This window comes from Streptomyces sp. NRRL F-6492, assembly GCF_001280125.1.
Lineage (GTDB): Bacteria > Actinomycetota > Actinomycetes > Streptomycetales > Streptomycetaceae > Streptomyces.
This window is the reverse complement of the sequence record NZ_LGEG01000257.1, coordinates 40,260-56,058: the sequence shown is the minus strand read 5'-3', so window position 1 is coordinate 56,058 and position 15,799 is coordinate 40,260. Positions and strand designations below refer to the sequence as shown.

Here is a 15,799-nt window from a genome sequence, read left to right as displayed (position 1 = left end):
GGTCCGGGGCCTGCGCCTGGGCCGGTACGGAGGCGGCGGGCCGCTCGGGCCCGGCGGCCGGCGCGGGAGCGGGGGCGGCGACGGGGGCGGGAGCGGGGCCGGAGGCCAGGATCGGGCCGGCCGGGGCCGCGGGCGGGTGGGGCGGGGCGTCGTCGTCCGAGGGGGCGGGCCGGCTCGTGCCGGGAACCCACGCGCCCCCGTTCCAGTACCGGATGTACCCGGGAATGGACGGGTCCGGGTAGTACCCCGCCTGCGGTACCTCTCCGCCGCCTCCAGGAGGAGTAGCCACTGCCCCGACTCCGTTCAGTCACAACGCCCTTGATCCGCACGGCAGCGCGCCGGGCGTGCCGCGCCCAGGGATGACAGTAACGAAGAACGTCGCCGAGGGAGGAAGGAGCGGGTGAGAAAGGCCGCCTTCGGGCGACACTCCCCGGAATCGGTCACTCCGTGTGATGTTCGGGCCGATGCCTTCCGTTCGCTCGTCCAGAGGAGCATGCCCGGCAGGACCCCGGGCACACGGGAGCGGAAAAAACTTCCCGGAAAAATCTTCCCGAAGTCGCGTAATGAGTCGCGGGCACCCCGCTCTCTCCTGGCGAAGGCCCGCCCGGGGCCGTCCGTGAGAAGGAGTACGACCATGCAGAACACCGACGACACCACCGTCGAGCGCGAGCTGGAGCTGAAGCTGGTGCTCTCCCCCGAGCGCGCCGTCCCGGTGCCCGCGCGGCTCGCCTACCGGACCGACGACCCGTACGCCGTCCACATCACCTTCCACGTCGGCACGGACCACCCGGTCCACTGGACCTTCGCGCGCGAACTGCTCGTCGAGGGCGTCTTCCGGGCCTGCGGCCACGGGGACGTCCGCATCTGGCCCACCAAGGTCGACGGCCGCGGCGTCGTCCTGATGGCGCTCTCCTCCCCCGACGGCGACGCCCTGCTCGAAGCCCCGTCCGCGCAGGTGTCCGCCTGGCTGGAGCGGACCCTGCGCGCCGTGCCGCCGGGCACCGAGTCGGAGCGGCTCGGCATCGACGACGGGCTCGCCGAACTGCTCGCGGCCACCGTGGCCGCCGACGACCTGTGGCTGCGCGACCCGTGGCCGTCGGACGAGTCGCAGGACGGCGAGCGCTGATCCCGTGCGCGGGCCCTTCCGGGGAGCCTCAGAAGAGCTTTCCGGGGTTGAGGAGCCCCAGGGGGTCGAAGGTCGCCTTGATCCCGCGCTGGAGCTCCAGGCCGACCGGTCCCAACTCGCGGGCCAGCCACTCCTTCTTGAGGACGCCGACGCCGTGCTCGCCGGTGATCGTGCCGCCGAGGGCGAGCCCGAGCGCCATGATCTCGTCGAAGGACTCGCGGGCCCGCCGCGACTCGTCCTCGTCGGTGTGGTCGAAGCAGACGACGGGGTGGGTGTTGCCGTCGCCCGCGTGCGCGCAGACGCCGATGGTCAGGCCGTACTTCTCCGCGACGGCCGCCGTGCCGTCGAGCATCTCGGCGAGCCGGGTGCGGGGCACGCACACGTCGTCGATCATCGTGGCGGACTTGATGGTCTCCAGGGCGGTGAGGGAGAGCCGGCGGGCCTGGAGGAGGAGTTCGGACTCGGCGGCGTCGGCGGCCGGCACGACCTCGGTGGCGCCCGCCGCCGTGCACAGCTCTCCGACGGCGGCCAGGTCGGCGGCCGGGTCGGGGGTGTCGAAGGCGCACAGGAGGAGCGCCTCGGTGGTGTCGGGCAGACCCATGCGCGCCAGCTCGTTGACGGCCCGGACGGTCGTGCGGTCCATCAGTTCGAGGAGCGACGGGGTGTGGCCTCGCTCCATGATCGCGCAGACGGCGGCGCAGGCGGCGGCCGCGGAGGGGAACTCGGCGGCGAGCGCGAGTTGTACCGGGGGCCGCGGCTTGAGGGCGAGGACGGCCTTCACGACGACGCCGAGGCTGCCCTCGGAGCCGACGAAGAGCCGGGTCAGGTCGTATCCGGCGACGCCCTTGGCGGTGCGGCGGCCGGTGGTCAGGAGCCGTCCGTCGGCGAGGACGACGTCGAGGCCGAGGACGTACTCGGCGGTGACCCCGTACTTGACGCAGCACAGGCCGCCGGAGGCGGTGCCGATGTTGCCGCCGATGGTGCACGTCTCCCAGCTGGAGGGGTCCGGCGGGTAGTACAGGCCCCGTTCGGCGACGGCCCGGGACAGCACGGCGTTGACCACGCCCGGTTCGACGACGGCGATCCGGTCGACGGGGTCGATCTCCAGGATCCGGTCCATCTTCACCAGGGAGAGCACGATGCAGTCGTCGGAGGCGTTGGCGCCGCCGGAGAGGCCGGTGCGGGCGCCCTGCGGGACGACGGGGACCCGGAGTTCGGTCGCGGTGCGCATGACGTGCCGCACCTGTTCCACGGTGCGCGGGAGCACCACGGCCGCGGGGGTGCCGGCCGTGCAGAAGCTCGCCATGTCGTGGGCGTAGGAGGAGGTCACGTCGGGGTCGGTGAGCAGGGCCTCGGCGGGCAGTCCGGTGAGCAGGCGCTCGTGGAGCCGTGACCGGAGGTCGTCCTTCTGCTGCCTCGGGAGCCGCTGCCTCTGGAGATCGTCCATGCGTCCAGCGTGGCACCCGGGGCCATCGGTGTGAACCCGCCGGAGCGGGCGCTTCGTGTGCTCTTCGTACGGCCGGGCGCGGGCGCACAGTGAGTGCCGTGAAGAGCCAGAACGTGTCGAGGGCGGTCCTCGCCGCCGGAGTGGGGGCGGTGCTCGCGGCGACGGCGCTGCTGTGCGCCCCGGAGTTCCTCGGCCGGGGGGCGCCGCCCCCGCCGGGACCGGCGGAGCGGGCGGTGATCGCGGCCCACGCGGGCGCGCCGGCGGCGCTCCCGGACCTGGCCGCGCTGATCGCGGACCGGGAGGCGTGGCTGCGCGCGCATCCGGACGACGGGGCGTCCTGGGCGGAGCTCGGCGCCGCGTACACGGAGCGCGGGACGCGCCTCGGGGACGTACGGGACTATCCGCGGGCCGAGGAGGCGCTGCGCCGCTCCCTGGCCGAGCGGCCCGCCGCGCGCGGCAACACGGCCGCGCAGCTGGGCCTGGGGGTCCTCGCGGGGGCGCGGGGCGACTGGCGGACGGCCAGGGAGTGGGGCGAGCGGGTGCGGAAGGTCGAGCCGGGACGCTGGCCGGTGTACCCGGTCCTGATCGACGCCTACAACGGCCTGGGCGCGTACGGGTCGGCGCGCGAGGCGATGGAGAAGCTGGAGGAGCTGCACACGGGCGCGGTGGTACGCGCGCGTGCCGCGCAGACGTACCGCGACCGGGGCTGGCGCGAGGACGCGGACGCGGCGGGCCTGGACGCGGTGGCGCTCGCGGGGGCGGACGCGGAGCGGGCGGCGGCCCTGGGGCGGCTCGGGGACCTGGCGTGGGAGCGGGGCGAGCCGGAGGAGGCCCTGGAGCGGTACGGGGCGGCGCTGCGGCTCGTACGGGACCACGGGCCCTCGCTCGCGGGCCGGGCGCGGGCGCTCGCGGCCCTGGGGCGCACGGACGAGGCCGTACGGGAGTGGTCGGCGGCCCTGGCCCGGCTGCCGCTGCCGGAGTACGTCCTGGAGGCGGGCGAGCTGTACGAGTCGCTGGGCCTGGCGGAGGAGGCGCGGGCGCGGTACGAGCGGCTGCGGACGGGCACCTGGGCGCGGGCGGAGGTGCCCCTGGGGCTGCTCGGCGCGGACCACGGCGACCCGGCGGCGGCGGTCGTCCGGCTGCGGGCGGAGTGGGCGCGCGGGCACCGCTCGGTGGGGGTGGCGGACGCGCTGGGGTGGGCGCTCTTCCGGTCGGGGCGGGCGGAGGAGGCCCTGGAGTACGTGAGGCGGGCCACGGACGAGGGGCTGCGGAGCGCCCTCTTCTCGTACCACCGGGGCGAGGTCGAGCGGGCCCTCGGCCTCCGGGGCCCGGCCCGGCGCCATCTGGCGGAGGCCCTGCGGATCAACCCGGCCTTCTCGCCCCTGCACGCCCCGAGGGCGGCGGCGGCGCTGGCGGCGGTCGGGGAGCCGCCGGACGAGCTGCCGGAGGGAGTGGAGCCCCCGCGCACGGAGAAGGCGGCCGCGGGGCCGGGCACGCGCGCGTAGGCACGGTGCGGGTGCGGGTGCCGTGCGGGACGGCGTACGGGGGACGTGCAGCCGGGTACGCGCGCGGAGGCGCGGTGCGGGTGCGGGCACGCGCGCGTAGGCACGGTGCGGGTGCGGGCACGCGCGCGTAGGCACGGTGCGGGTGCGGGTGCCGTGCGGGACGGCGTACGGGGGACGTGCAGCCGGGTACGCGCGCGTGTGGTCAGGTGCGCGCGCGTACCCGGCCGTCCTTGAAGGGTGGCGTCCCGGGCAGGCCCCGTGTCCCGCCGGAACGCCGGGGCCGGACGCCGGGTCCGGCGGACGGCCGGGCCCGGGCCGGCCCGGTCGGTGGCGCGGCGAGGGGGTCCGGGGTGCTGCCCCGGACCCCCTCGCGCGCGTGGGCGGCCCCTAGAGGTTGCCGCGCTTCTCCTGCTCGCGCTCGATCGCCTCGAACAGGGCCTTGAAGTTGCCCTTGCCGAAGCCCATCGAGCCGTGGCGCTCGATCATCTCGAAGAAGACGGTCGGGCGGTCCTGGACCGGCTTGGTGAAGATCTGGAGCAGGTAGCCGTCCTCGTCGCGGTCGACGAGGATCTTCAGCTCGCGCAGGGTCTCGACGGGCACCCGGGTCTCGCCGGCCCACTCGCCGAGGGTGTCGTAGTACGAGTCGGGGGTGTCGAGGAAGGCGACGCCCGCGGCCCGCATCGCGCGCACGGTGGAGACGATGTCGTTGGTGGCGAGGGCGATGTGCTGGACGCCGGCGCCGCCGTAGAACTCCAGGTACTCGTCGATCTGCGACTTCTTCTTCGCGATCGCGGGCTCGTTGATCGGGAACTTCACCTTGAGGGTGCCGTCCGCGACGACCTTCGACATGAGCGCCGAGTACTCGGTCGCGATGTCGTCGCCCACGAACTCCTTCATGTTCGTGAAGCCCATGACCTTGTTGTAGAACCCGACCCAGTCGTTCATCCGGCCGAGCTCGACGTTGCCGACGCAGTGGTCGATGGCCTGGAAGGTGCGCTTGGCCGGGGGCTCGACGATCGGGTTCGCGGCGACGAAGCCCGGCAGGTACGGGCCGCTGTAGCCGGAGCGCTCGACGAGGGTGTGGCGGGTCTTGCCGTAGGTGGCGATGGCGGCGAGGACGACGGTGCCGTGCTCGTCCTCCACCTCGTGCGGCTCGGTGACGCCGGTGGCGCCGTGCTCGACGGCGTACGCGTAGGCGGCGCGGGCGTCCGGGACCTCGATGGCCAGGTCGACGACGCCGTCGCCGTGCTCGGCGACGTGCTCGGCGAGGAAGCGGCCCCGGTCGGTGGAGGCCTTGATGACGGAGGTGAACACGAAGCGCGCGGCGCCGTTGGTGAGGACGTAGCTCGCCGTCTCGCGGCTGCCGTTCTCCGGTCCGGAGTAGGCGACCAGCTTCATGCCGAAGGCGGTGGAGTAGTAGTGGGCGGCCTGCTTGGCGTTGCCGACGGCGAAGACGACCGCGTCCATTCCCTTCACGGGGAAGGGATCGGCCTGCCGCGCCGTGGAGGGGGTGTGGTGGATGGTCTCAGTCATGGCAGCAATGTCCCTTCGTTCGGCAAGGTGCGCAAGAGTTTGCTGTTCCCCTGGTCAATCTGCACAGCGACACGCGAGCATGGCCGTGCGACTTGTACATCCTGACTACGGAGGGGCCGCTGTGGCGATCGATCATTTGGACGGGCGGCTGATCGCGCTGCTCGCGCGCGAGCCGCGCATAGGGGTCCTGGAGGCGTCCCGGCGGCTCGGGGTGGCGCGGGGGACGGTGCAGGCGCGGCTCGACCGGCTCCAGGCGTCGGGGGTGATCAGGGGGTTCGGGCCGGAGGTGGACCCGGCGGCGCTCGGCTATCCGGTGACTGCCTTCGCGACCCTGGAGATCAAGCAGGGGCAGGGCGCGGACGTGCGGGGGCACCTGGCGACGGTGCCGGAGGTCCTGGAGCTGCACACGACCACGGGGCACGGGGACATGCTCTGCCGACTGGTGGCCCGCTCCAACGCGGACCTCCAGCGGGTGATCGACAAGGTGGTGGGGTTCGAGGGGATCGTGCGGGCGTCCACGGCGATCGTGATGGAGAACCCGGTGCCGCTGCGGATCATCCCGCTGGTGGAGCAGGCGGCGAGCGGGGAGCCGCTGACGTGACGGGACCCGGCGGGCGCCGGGCCGGGGACGCAAAGGAAACACTGCAAAGAAGTACTTGCAAAGAAAGCCTTGCAAGTACTTCTTTGCACGTCTACGCTCAGGGCATGCCCGAGCCCGAGAAGCGCCCCGGGGAGACCCCCGGAGAACACGTCGTCCGCTCCCTGGACCCCCGCTCCCTGCGCGGCCTCGCCCACCCCCTCCGCATCCAGCTCCTGCGCGCCCTGCGCCGCCAGGGCTCCGCCACCGCCTCCCAACTGGCCGAGCGGCTGGGCGAGTCCAGCGGGGCGACCAGCTACCACCTGCGCCAGCTCGCCGCCCACGGCTTCGTCGAGGACGACCCGGAGCGCGGCAAGGGCCGGGAGCGGTGGTGGAAGGCGGTCCCGGGCGGCACGGTCTTCGACGAGTCGCTCTACCGGAACGAGGACCCGGAGGTCCGGGGCGCCGTCGACGTCTACCTCCACGAGATCGCGACGATCCACACCCAGGAGCTGAACACCTACCTCGGCACCCGGGGCGACTGGGACCAGAAGTGGCTCGGCTCCGCCGACATGAGCGACTTCACGCTGCGGCTGCCGCCCGCGAAGCTGCGCGAGCTCAGCGAGAAGGCGCACGCCCTGATGGAGGAGTACCGGACCGCCCCCGAGCAGGACGCGCCGGACGCCGAGCGCATACGGGTCCACCTCCACGCGTTCCCGCAGCGCGAGGACTGAGCGCCGCGCCCGCCGGGCATCCCGAACCCAGCACGGAAGGACCACGCACCATGCATGCCGACATCCACCTCCAGCTGCACGCCCTGACCGCCGCCGAGGCCCACCGCACCGCCGAACTCCGTTTCACCCGCGAGGAGTCCGCCTCCCCCTCCCTGCGCGTCCAGCTCGGCTGGCGCCTGGTCGAGCTGGGCCTGCGGCTCGCGACGCCCGCCGACCGCCCGGTCACCCTGGCCGCGTGACCGCGCCGGAGGGCGGAAAAAAGAAAGGGGACGCACGGCCGCTGGCCACCGTCCTGACCGCCAACGCCGTATCGATCACCGGCAGTTCGCTCACCCTCATCGGCGTCCCGTGGTTCGCCCTGGAGACCACGGGAAGCCCCGGCAAGGCCGGGCTCGTCGCCTTCTGCGCCGCCCTGCCCGTCCTCGTCTCCGCCCTCGCCGGCGGGCCGGTCATCGACCGGCTCGGCCGCCGCCGGGTCAGCGTCGCCTCCGACCTGGTCTGCGGCCTGGCGCTCGCCGCGATCCCGCTCCTGCACCACGCAGGGGCCCTGCGGTTCTGGATGCTGTGCGCCCTGATGGCGGTCAACGGCCTGTGCCACGCGCCCGGCGAGACGGCCCGGCGCGTCCTGGTCCCCGACCTGGCCGGGCGGGCCGGGACCTCGCTCACCCGGGCCGCCAGCCTGTACGACGCCGTGTCGCGCGGGGCCTGGATGGCGGGCGCCGCCGTCGCCGGGCTGCTCGTCGCGTTCATGGGCGCCGACACGGTCCTGCTCCTCGACTCCGCGACCTTCGTCCTCTCCGCGCTGCTCGTCCTGGCCGGACTGCGCGGGGTGCCCGCGGCGGAGCCGGTGCGCGACGGCCCGCGCCTCTCCCCCGCCCGCTACCGGGCCGATCTGCGCGAGGGATACGCCTTCCTGTTCCGGGCCAAACTGCTGCTCGGCATCACCGTGATGGTGATGGTGACCAACGGCCTCAGCCAGAGCTGGAGTTCGGTCCTGCTGCCGGTCCACGCCCGGGAGGAGCTGGGCGGCCCCGCCACCCAGGGCCTGCTCGTCGCGGTCTTCGGCGGCTGCGCCCTCGCGGGGGCGCTGCTCTACGGGGCGGTCGGGGAGCGCTTCCCGCGCCGGGCCGTGTTCACGGCCGGGTTCCTGGTCGGCGGCGCCCCGCCGTACGTGGTGGCCGCGCTCACCGACACCACGGCGCCGCTCCTGGTGACGCTCGCGGCGTCCGGGTTCGGCGCCGGGGTGCTCAACCCGATCCTGTCCACGGTGACGTACGAGCGGGTCCCCGAGGGGCTCCGCAGCCGGGTCATGGGCGCGAGCACGGCGGGGGTGCTGCTCACGACCCCGCTGGGCGGCCTCGCGGCCGGCCTCCTGGTCGAGCGGGTCGGCCTGTCGGCGACGCTGCTCGGGGTCGGGGCGCTCTACTTCCTGACGACGCTCTCGCCGCTGGTGTTCCCGGCGTGGCGGGACATGGACGCGAAGCCCGGGTCCGCCCCCGCCGAAGAAGGGGTCAGCAGGACGGGACCTTCGCGTCCTGCCCCTGCTCCAGGGCCCTGAGGGACGCCACCGCGTCGCCGAGGGCGGTGACGGGGACGAGCCGCATCCCCTTCGGCAGCTCGGCCTCCGCGTCCGAGCACTCCGCCTTCGGCACCAGGAAGACGGTGGCGCCGTCCCGGGCGGCGGCCTGCGTCTTGAGGGAGACCCCGCCGACGGCGCCGACCTTCCCGTCGGGCGCGATCGTGCCCGTACCGGCGACGGTCCGGCCGCCGGTGAGGTCGCCGCCGTCCCCGTCGCCGTCGAGCTTGTCGACGATGCCGAGGGAGAAGAGGAGCCCGGCGCTGGGACCGCCGACGTCGGCGAGGTTCAGGGTGACCCTCACCTTCTCGGGGTCCATCTTCAGATGGCCGAGGGCGGCGAGGGCGGCCGCGTCCTGCGACTGCTTCATCTGGCCGAGGTTGTGCTTCTCGATCTCCGCGTCCGACTTCCCCGAGGGGTAGACGGAGCCCTTCGGCAGGACGGCCCGGTCGGTGCGGAACCAGGCGTCGGTCACGTCCCCGAAGCGGATGTCCGCGGACGGCCCGGTCGCGAGGATCGTCGTCATCCGCAGCTGCCCCTCGGTCTCCCGCACCGGGGCGCCGGTGATCGTGATGACCGGCTTCCCCTTGTCCTCGCCGAGCACGTCGGCGGTCGAACCGGGCTGCGCGATCGCGTACGGCAGCGGCGCGAGCCCGACGACGGCGAGGAGCGCGACGACGGGCAGCGCGCCGAGCGCGAGGGCACGGGGACGGGAGAGACGGGAGAGCACGCGTCCAATCTACTGGGACGCGCGGGGGTACGGGGCCGGGGCACGGTCGGGGGGAGCGCGCACGGGCCCGGGCACGGTCAGGGGCGGGCCGGCCCCGAAGGCTCGGGCCCTGCCCGTACGCCCGTACCCGTCCCGGCCGCCGCGCGCCCTAGCGCAGCGCGTCCGCGACCTCGCGGGCCGCGTCGACCACCCTCGGGCCGACCCGCTCGGGGACGGCGTCGGCGAGCATGACGACGCCGACGCTGCCCTCGACGCCGGTCACGCCGACCAGGGGGGCGGCGGCGCCGCTCGCGCCGGCCTCCAGTTCGCCGTGGGTGAGGGTGTAGCCCGGTTCGGTCAGGCCGCCCTGGCGGGCGGCGAGGATGGCGCGGCCGGCCGCGCCCCGGTCCAGCGGGTGGCGGAAGCCGGCCCGGTAGGCCACGTGGTAGTCGGTCCAGGTCGGTTCGACGACCGCGACCGCGAGCGCCTCCGCCCCGTCGACCAGGGTGAGGTGGGCCGTCGCCCCTATGTCCTCGGCGAGCGAGCGCAGGGCGGGCAGCGCCGCCTCGCGCACCAGGGGGTGGACCTGGCGTCCGAGCCGCAGCACGCCGAGGCCGACGCGGGCGCGTCCGCCGAGGTCGCGGCGGACCAGGGCGTGCTGTTCCAGCGTGGCGAGCAGGCGGTAGACCACGGTCCGGTTGACGCCGAGTTTGTTGGACAACTCGGTGACCGTCAGGCCGTGGTCGGTGTCGGCGAGCAGTTTGAGGACTCTGAGTCCCCGGTCGAGCGTCTGGGAGGTCTCCGCGGTCACGACGCCCTCTCCTTCGGAGTGGGATGGAGGCGGGACTCTCACGGGGTTGCCTCGCCGGTCCCGCGGCGACGCACGTCAGAGGCCGCCGGCAGGAAGGGGTACACCGGCTGCGCTCCGCGGCGGCGCTGCCACGGGGCGAATGCTTTTGAGCCGGGACAGTAGCGACCCGCTCCGCTCAGCGGAAGACCTCGTCCAGAATCCGGGCGCCGGCGACCGGATGGAGACGTTTCGGGACCTTCGTCGGCCGGAGAGAGGACTTCGGGCGACAAGAACGGCTATGTCGTGCTCGTAGCGTGGAGGTGGTTCCGGAGCCGGCCGTGGGGGTCGGCACCGGTGCCGGTCCCGCGTCACGACGGGACGGCCGAGGCCCGTACGCGGCAGCGCGTACGGGCCTCGGGTCCATGGGCCGGTGCGGGTCTCAGCGCATGCGGGTGGCCCACTCCTGGACCTTCTTGATCCGCTCCCGGATCTGCCCCGCGGTGGCCTCCGCGCTCGGCGGGCCGCCGCACACCCGGCGCAGCTCGGTGTGGATGACGCCGTGCGGCTTGCCGCTCTGGTGCACGTACGCGCCGACCATCGTGTTCAGCTGCTTGCGCAGTTCGAGCATCTCCTTGTGGGAGACGACGGGCCGCCGCTCGGCGGGCAGCTCCAGGAGGTCCGCCTCGGTGTCCGGCTTCTTGCGGCTGTGCGCGATCTGCCGGGCCTGGCGCTTCTGGAGGAGGAGCTGCACCTGGTCGGGTTCGAGGAGGCCGGGGATGCCCAGGTAGTCCTGCTCCTCCTCGCTGCCGGGGTGGGCCTGCATGCCGAACTCGGCGCTGTTGTAGAGGACGCGGTCGAAGACGGCGTCGGACTCCAGCGCCTCGAAGGGCAGCATGTCCTGCTCCCCGGTGTCCTCGTCCTGCTGCTTCTCGGCCTCCGCCATCTCCTTCTCGGACTCGGCGTACGGGTCCTCGTCCTCGCCCGCCTTCTTCGGCCGGTCGAGCGTGTGGTCGCGCTCGACCTCCATCTCGTTGGCGAAGCCGAGGAGGCTGGGGATCGTGGGCAGGAACACGGACGCGGTCTCGCCGCGCCTGCGGGAACGCACGAAGCGGCCGACGGCCTGGGCGAAGAAGAGCGGCGTCGAGATCGTCGTCGCGTACACGCCGACCGCGAGGCGGGGGACGTCGACGCCCTCGGACACCATGCGGACCGCGACCATCCAGCGGTCCTCGCTCCCGCTGAACTCGTCGATGCGGTTCGAGGCGCCCGTGTCGTCGGAGAGGACGAGGGTGGGCCGGGTGCCGGTGATCTCGCGGATCAGCTTGGCGTACGCGCGGGCCGACTCCTGGTCGGAGGCGATGACGAGGCCGCCCGCGTCCGGGATGGACTTGCGGACCTCGGTGAGCCGCTGGTCGGCGGCGCGCAGCACGTTCGGCATCCAGTCGCCGCGCGGGTCGAGGGCGGTGCGCCAGGCCTGCGAGACCGCGTCCTTGGTCATCGGCTCGCCGAGGCGGGCGGCGATCTCGTCGCCGGCCTTGGTGCGCCAGCGCATGTTGCCGCTGTAGGAGAGGAAGATGACCGGCCGGACGACCCCGTCGCCGAGGGCGTTGCCGTAGCCGTACGTGTAGTCCGCGGACGACCGGCGGATGCCGTCGTTGCCCTCCTCGTACGTGACGAAGGGGATCGGGTTGGTGTCGGAGCGGAACGGGGTGCCGGTGAGCGCGAGGCGGCGCGTGGCGGGCTCGAAGGCCTCCAGGCAGGCCTCGCCCCAGGACTTGGAGTCTCCGGCGTGGTGGATCTCGTCCAGGATGACGAGGGTCTTGCGCTGCTCGCAGCGGTTGCGGTGGAGCATGGGCCGCACGCCGACGCCCGCGTAGGTGAGGGCGACGCCGTCGTACTCCTTGCTGAGCGGCCCCGCGCTGTACTCCGGGTCCAGCTTGATCCCTATGCGCGCGGCGGCCGCGGCCCACTGCTTCTTCAGGTGCTCGGTGGGCGCGATCACGGTGACCTGCTGCACGACGTGGTGGTGCAGGAGCCACGAGGCGAGGGTCAGCGCGAAGGTGGTCTTGCCGGCTCCTGGGGTGGCGACCGCGAGGAAGTCGCGGGGCTGCTCCTGGAGGTACTTCTCCATCGCGCCCTGCTGCCAGGCGCGCAGCTTGCCGGCGGTGCCCCAGGGGGCGCGGCCGGGGAAGGCGGGAGAGAGGTGGTGTGAGGAGGGGGCGGTGGTAGTCACGATCTCCGGTTCGACGCTCGTCCAGATATGACAACCGGGCCACCTTACCGGCGGCCCGGCCCGGACCTCGTACCCGACGGGGGGTCTCCCACCCGGGTGCGATTCACCTCACGTCGGGGTCGATCAGTGCCCGGAGGCCGGCCGCGATCTCCCCGACCCCGTCCGTCTCCCCGGTGGCGACGGCGATGACCAGGCGTTCCGCCGCGTCGACGTCGGGACGGAGCTGGACGCCGTTCAGGGCGAGGAGGGTCACGCAGGAGAGCCGGGCGGTGCGCTTGTTCCCGTCGACGGCGGGGTGGTTCACGGCGAGGGACTGCAGGAGCGCGGCGGCCTTGCCCAGCAGGTCCGGGTACGCCTCCTCGCCGAACACCGTGGCCGAGGGCCGGTGGACGGCCGAGTCGAGCAGTCCGGCGTCGCGGACGACGAAGGGCTGGTCGTCCACGGCGTGCTCGGCGACGATCAGGACGTCCGCGGTGGAGAGGCGGACGCGGCTCACTTGAGCCGCTCCATCAGCTCGTGCCACTTGGCGGCCTGCTCCTCGGCGGCCCGGCGCACGGCCGCCTCCCGGGCGGGAGCGTCGGCTTCCCGCCGTACGGGGGCTCCGGGGCGGTCGTCGTGGGAGTGCGGGTGCGTGGCCATGCCGGAACGGTAGCGATCGGCGCCGTACCGGTGCCATCGGATTCAGTCCCGGGCCACCGGCTCCCCGTGCAGCCGCGTCGCCACCCACGCCCCCGCCGCCGCCACCCCCGCCATCGGCAGGAAGACCGCCGCGAAGGCGGCCGTGTGGGAGCCGGTGGCGGCCGTGTGGGAGGTGACCGCGTGGCCCACCGCGCCGCCGCCGAGGGCCGCGAAGGCCGCGCCGCCGGCCGCGAGCAGCAGGACGTTGGAGAGGCCGTCGGAGATCTGGAGGGCGGCCGAGTTCGCGCCCGCCTCCTCCGGGGCGGAGAGCTTCAGCAGGAGCACGCTCGTGGAGGAGATCACCGCGCCCATGCCGAGGCAGCCGAAGGCCCAGGCCACCGCGACGGTCCACACGGGAACGGCGGTGATCAGGACGCTCGGCGCCGTCGCGATCGCGAGGGCGACCAGGACCATCCCGAGGACGACGAGACGCTCCCGGTACGGCTCCGTCCACGGCCGGGACTGGATCCAGGAGCCGAGCGCCCAGGTGAGGCCGCCGACGGCCAGGGAGAGACCGGCGAGGGTGGGGCTCAGGCCCCGCTGGGTGACCAGCATCAGGGGTACGAACGACTCGGCGGCGATGAAGGACCCGGCCGCGATCCCGCGCAGCAGGACCACGGAGGGCAGGCCGCGGGCGGCCCGGTGGGTGCCGCGCGGCAGCAGCCCCCGCACGGCGGGCACGAGGAGCGCGGCGCCCGCGGCGGCGGGCAGCAGGGAGAGCCAGCGCAGCTCCTGCCCGGCGTACTGGAGGAGCCCGGCGCCCGCGGAGATGCCGAGCGCCAGCCGGATCCGGCGCCGGTCCCAGGGCGCGACGGGCGCCTCCGGGTCGGCGGGGCCCGAGGCGGTGCGGCGGATCGCGGGGAGGGCGAGGGCGAGCGGCAGGACGACGAGGACCGGGATGCCGACGAAGACCCAGCGCCAGCCCAGGTGCTCGGTGATCGTGCCGGAGGCGAGCGGCCCGACGACGGAGGGGACGACCCAGCTGGCGGCGAAGGCCGCCATGATCGCGGGCCTGAGGTGCTCGTCGTAGGCCCGGCTGACGACCACGTACAGGGCGACGATGACGAGGCCGCCGCCGAGGCCCTGCACGGCCCGGCCCAGGACGAACGTCCCCATGACGCCGGCGGTCCCGGAGAGGAGCAGCCCGGCGGCGAAGGCGGACATGCCGGCGGCGAGGGGGCCGAGCGGGCCCTTCCGGTCGGACCACTGGCCGGCCAGGACCATGCCGAAGAGGCTGGTGGTGAAGTACGCGGAGAAGGCGAAGGCGTAGACGGAGACGCCGTTCAGCTCGCGGGCGGCGACGGGCATGGCGGTGCCGACGGCGGTCGCCTCGAAGGCGATGAGCAGGACGACGGAGACGATGCCGATGCTGAGCGCCCGGTGGGCCGGGTCGAGGACGGACCCCTGGCCGGCGGTCCCCCGGTCTCCGGGGCGGTCGGCGGGGGTTCCGGGGCTCGGGTCGACGGCGGCGTCGGTGCCGGCGTCTCGGGGTTCGAGGGCGCTCATCCCCCCAGAGTAAGAGGTGTAGACCTGAATGACCCCTGTCGGAAGTCCGGTGACCGCTCGGCCCTCGGACCTACGACCGCGAACGGAGTGTTGCGGGCGTGTGGCAGTCGCGTGGCACGGCCCCGCGCACCCTTGAGCCCCCTCGGACCGCGCCCTACCGTCGTACTCGTCGCCACCGCACGACCGTGTGCCCGAGTGGTTCAGGGACTCGCCTGCAAAGCGAGTTACGCGGGTTCAATTCCCGCCACGGTCTCCGCAGCGCCTCGGCCCCCGGACCCTCGGTCCGGGGGCCGAGGCCGTTCCCGCGCCCCTCTCGTGGCCCTCCCGCGCCCCTCCCGCGCCCCTCCCGTGGCCGGAGCGCGACGTCTCGATAGGCTCGTTCCCGCTCCGGTGGCCCCGGGGCGTCGGAGCTACGGGGGGACGAGCCGGTGGAACAGGCGCGCACGCGACGGGAGTCCGCGCGGCGGATCGGACCGTACCGGCTGGTCACCCGTCTCGATCCGCCCGGCTCCCCCGCCCCCTGCCGCCGGTTCGTGGCCCGGGGCGAGGACGGGCGCACGGTCCTGCTGAGCACCCCGCTGCCGGGCGCCGACCCGGCCCGCTTCGCGGCGGAGGCCGGGGCGGGGCGCCACCTGGCGGGGCCGTGGCTGGCGCCGGTGACGGAGGTGTCGGCCCCCTCCCCGGAGCCCGGAGCCGGACCCGGACCCACCGCCCCCGCCTGGTACGCCACCCCCTACCTCCCCGTCCTCCCCCTCCCCGTCGCCCTCGCCGTCCACGGCGGGCCGCTGCCGGAGGCGGTCGTGCGGGGCGTCGGGGTCGCGCTCGCCGAGACGCTCGCCGCCGTGCACGCGGGGGGCCTCGCGCACGCCGGGGTCTCCCCGGCCGCCGTGCTGATCGCCGCCGGCGGGCCGCTGCTGAGCTGTTTCGGGGCGGTACGGGCCGCGGGGCCCGACGGCGAGCCGCGCGCCGCGCTGCCCGGGGTCGATCCCGGGGCCCTCGCCCCCGAGCAGGCGGCCGGGGGACGCCCGCGCCCGCCGGGGGACGTGTTCGCGCTCGGCGCCGTCCTCGCGTACGCCGCCACCGGCCACACCGTGCCCGAGCGCGACGAGCTGCCGCCCGGACTGCGGCCGGTGGTCGCCGCCTGTCTGGCCCGCGACCCCGCCGACCGGCCCACCGCCGCCGCCCTGGCGGCCTCGCTCGCCCCGCCGGCCCCCGCCGCCTCCCCGCTCTCCCCCGGGTGGCTGCCCGGCCGGGTGGTCGCCGCGCTCGCCCGCCAGTCCGCCGAGCTCCTCGCCGCCGAGCCGCCGCCGCTCCCCGGACGGGCGGCCCCCGGCCCCGTACCCGCCTGAACGCGCCCCGCGCCCGTACCCGCCTGAACGCCCCCA

The 15,799-nt window shown here is 74.7% G+C and carries 16 protein-coding genes and 1 tRNA gene; 8 read left to right on the top strand and 9 right to left on the bottom strand.

Going from position 1 to position 15,799, the window contains the following annotated elements; genetic code table 11:
• The coding region (locus ADL08_RS36080; RefSeq protein ID WP_159048508.1) for a DUF2510 domain-containing protein at window positions 1-289 on the bottom strand (289 nt) is incomplete at its 3' end.
• 345 nt (window positions 290-634) lie between these two features.
• Here ADL08_RS36080 and ADL08_RS29850 point away from each other — a divergent pair.
• Window positions 635-1,126: an SsgA family sporulation/cell division regulator gene (locus ADL08_RS29850; protein WP_053648469.1), complete on the top strand. Its 492-nt coding sequence runs from the start codon at window positions 635-637 to the stop codon at window positions 1,124-1,126.
• A gap of 28 nt (window positions 1,127-1,154) precedes the next feature.
• On the opposite strand, the gene ADL08_RS29845 is transcribed toward ADL08_RS29850, so the two are convergent.
• Window positions 1,155-2,573: an FAD-binding oxidoreductase gene (locus ADL08_RS29845; protein ID WP_053648467.1), complete on the bottom strand. Its 1,419-nt coding sequence runs from the start codon at window positions 2,571-2,573 to the stop codon at window positions 1,155-1,157.
• 98 nt (window positions 2,574-2,671) lie between these two features.
• Between ADL08_RS29845 and ADL08_RS29840 the strand changes: the two genes are divergently transcribed.
• Complete coding sequence (locus ADL08_RS29840) at window positions 2,672-4,078, top strand: tetratricopeptide repeat protein (protein WP_234352313.1); 1,407 nt, start codon at window positions 2,672-2,674, stop codon at window positions 4,076-4,078.
• 387 nt (window positions 4,079-4,465) lie between these two features.
• Here the strand turns inward: ADL08_RS29840 and hppD are convergent, their stop codons facing one another.
• Window positions 4,466-5,611, bottom strand: coding sequence for a 4-hydroxyphenylpyruvate dioxygenase (gene hppD / locus ADL08_RS29835; protein ID WP_053648463.1), 1,146 nt, complete (start codon window positions 5,609-5,611; stop codon window positions 4,466-4,468).
• A gap of 121 nt (window positions 5,612-5,732) precedes the next feature.
• On the opposite strand from hppD, the gene ADL08_RS29830 reads away from it, so the two are divergent.
• The 4 genes from ADL08_RS29830 (at window position 5,733) to ADL08_RS29815 (ending at window position 8,480) form a co-directional block, all read left to right on the top strand.
• Window positions 5,733-6,212: an Lrp/AsnC family transcriptional regulator gene (locus ADL08_RS29830; RefSeq protein ID WP_053648461.1), complete on the top strand. Its 480-nt coding sequence runs from the start codon at window positions 5,733-5,735 to the stop codon at window positions 6,210-6,212.
• 104 nt (window positions 6,213-6,316) lie between these two features.
• A complete protein-coding gene (locus ADL08_RS29825; protein ID WP_053648473.1) occupies window positions 6,317-6,922 on the top strand; it encodes an ArsR/SmtB family transcription factor in 606 nt (201 codons plus the stop codon).
• Between the two features lie 50 nt (window positions 6,923-6,972).
• The gene (locus ADL08_RS29820) at window positions 6,973-7,161 is read left to right on the top strand and encodes a hypothetical protein (protein ID WP_053648459.1); all 189 of its coding nucleotides are present in this window, start codon (window positions 6,973-6,975) and stop codon (window positions 7,159-7,161) included.
• Window positions 7,158-8,480, top strand: coding sequence for an MFS transporter (locus tag ADL08_RS29815; RefSeq protein ID WP_053648457.1), 1,323 nt, complete (start codon window positions 7,158-7,160; stop codon window positions 8,478-8,480). The genes ADL08_RS29820 and ADL08_RS29815 overlap by 4 nt, the downstream gene beginning before the upstream one ends.
• Here the strand turns inward: ADL08_RS29815 and ADL08_RS29810 are convergent.
• From ADL08_RS29810 to ADL08_RS29790, 6 genes are all read right to left on the bottom strand, one after another.
• Window positions 8,434-9,228 (bottom strand): S16 family serine protease, encoded by a 795-nt coding sequence (locus ADL08_RS29810; RefSeq protein ID WP_053648455.1) that lies wholly within the window; start codon window positions 9,226-9,228, stop codon window positions 8,434-8,436. The two genes, ADL08_RS29815 and ADL08_RS29810, sit on opposite strands and share 47 nt — an antisense overlap.
• 148 nt (window positions 9,229-9,376) lie before the next feature.
• Entirely contained in the window at window positions 9,377-10,018 is a 642-nt protein-coding gene (locus tag ADL08_RS29805) for an IclR family transcriptional regulator (RefSeq protein ID WP_053648453.1), read from the bottom strand.
• A gap of 418 nt (window positions 10,019-10,436) precedes the next feature.
• The gene (locus tag ADL08_RS29800; RefSeq protein ID WP_053648451.1) at window positions 10,437-12,233 is read right to left on the bottom strand and encodes a DEAD/DEAH box helicase; all 1,797 of its coding nucleotides are present in this window, start codon (window positions 12,231-12,233) and stop codon (window positions 10,437-10,439) included.
• A gap of 100 nt (window positions 12,234-12,333) precedes the next feature.
• Complete coding sequence (locus ADL08_RS29795; protein WP_053648449.1) at window positions 12,334-12,726, bottom strand: type II toxin-antitoxin system death-on-curing family toxin; 393 nt, start codon at window positions 12,724-12,726, stop codon at window positions 12,334-12,336.
• The gene (locus ADL08_RS37380) at window positions 12,723-12,869 is read right to left on the bottom strand and encodes a hypothetical protein (RefSeq protein WP_159043146.1); all 147 of its coding nucleotides are present in this window, start codon (window positions 12,867-12,869) and stop codon (window positions 12,723-12,725) included. The genes ADL08_RS29795 and ADL08_RS37380 overlap by 4 nt, the downstream gene beginning before the upstream one ends.
• Window positions 12,870-12,911: 42 nt before the next feature.
• Window positions 12,912-14,414: an MFS transporter gene (locus ADL08_RS29790; protein WP_053648447.1), complete on the bottom strand. Its 1,503-nt coding sequence runs from the start codon at window positions 14,412-14,414 to the stop codon at window positions 12,912-12,914.
• 181 nt (window positions 14,415-14,595) lie between these two features.
• Here ADL08_RS29790 and ADL08_RS29785 point away from each other — a divergent pair.
• Window positions 14,596-14,667 (top strand) — tRNA-Cys (locus tag ADL08_RS29785).
• 175 nt (window positions 14,668-14,842) lie between these two features.
• A complete protein-coding gene (locus tag ADL08_RS29780) occupies window positions 14,843-15,763 on the top strand; it encodes a serine/threonine protein kinase (RefSeq protein WP_053648445.1) in 921 nt (306 codons plus the stop codon).
• Window positions 15,764-15,799: the final 36 nt, after the last annotated feature.

Bases quoted from the DNA above. Each gene is read 5' to 3' on its own strand.
- ADL08_RS29850 (WP_053648469.1), top strand. From the start codon at position 635: ATGCAGAACACCGACGACACCACCGTCGAGCGCGAGCTGGAGCTGAAG.
- ADL08_RS29845 (WP_053648467.1), bottom strand. From the start codon at position 2,573: ATGGACGATCTCCAGAGGCAGCGGCTCCCGAGGCAGCAGAAGGACGAC.
- hppD (WP_053648463.1), bottom strand. From the start codon at position 5,611: ATGACTGAGACCATCCACCACACCCCCTCCACGGCGCGGCAGGCCGAT.
- ADL08_RS29825 (WP_053648473.1), top strand. From the start codon at position 6,317: ATGCCCGAGCCCGAGAAGCGCCCCGGGGAGACCCCCGGAGAACACGTC.
- ADL08_RS29820 (WP_053648459.1), top strand. From the start codon at position 6,973: ATGCATGCCGACATCCACCTCCAGCTGCACGCCCTGACCGCCGCCGAG.
- ADL08_RS37380 (WP_159043146.1), bottom strand. From the start codon at position 12,869: ATGGCCACGCACCCGCACTCCCACGACGACCGCCCCGGAGCCCCCGTA.
- ADL08_RS29790 (WP_053648447.1), bottom strand. From the start codon at position 14,414: ATGAGCGCCCTCGAACCCCGAGACGCCGGCACCGACGCCGCCGTCGAC.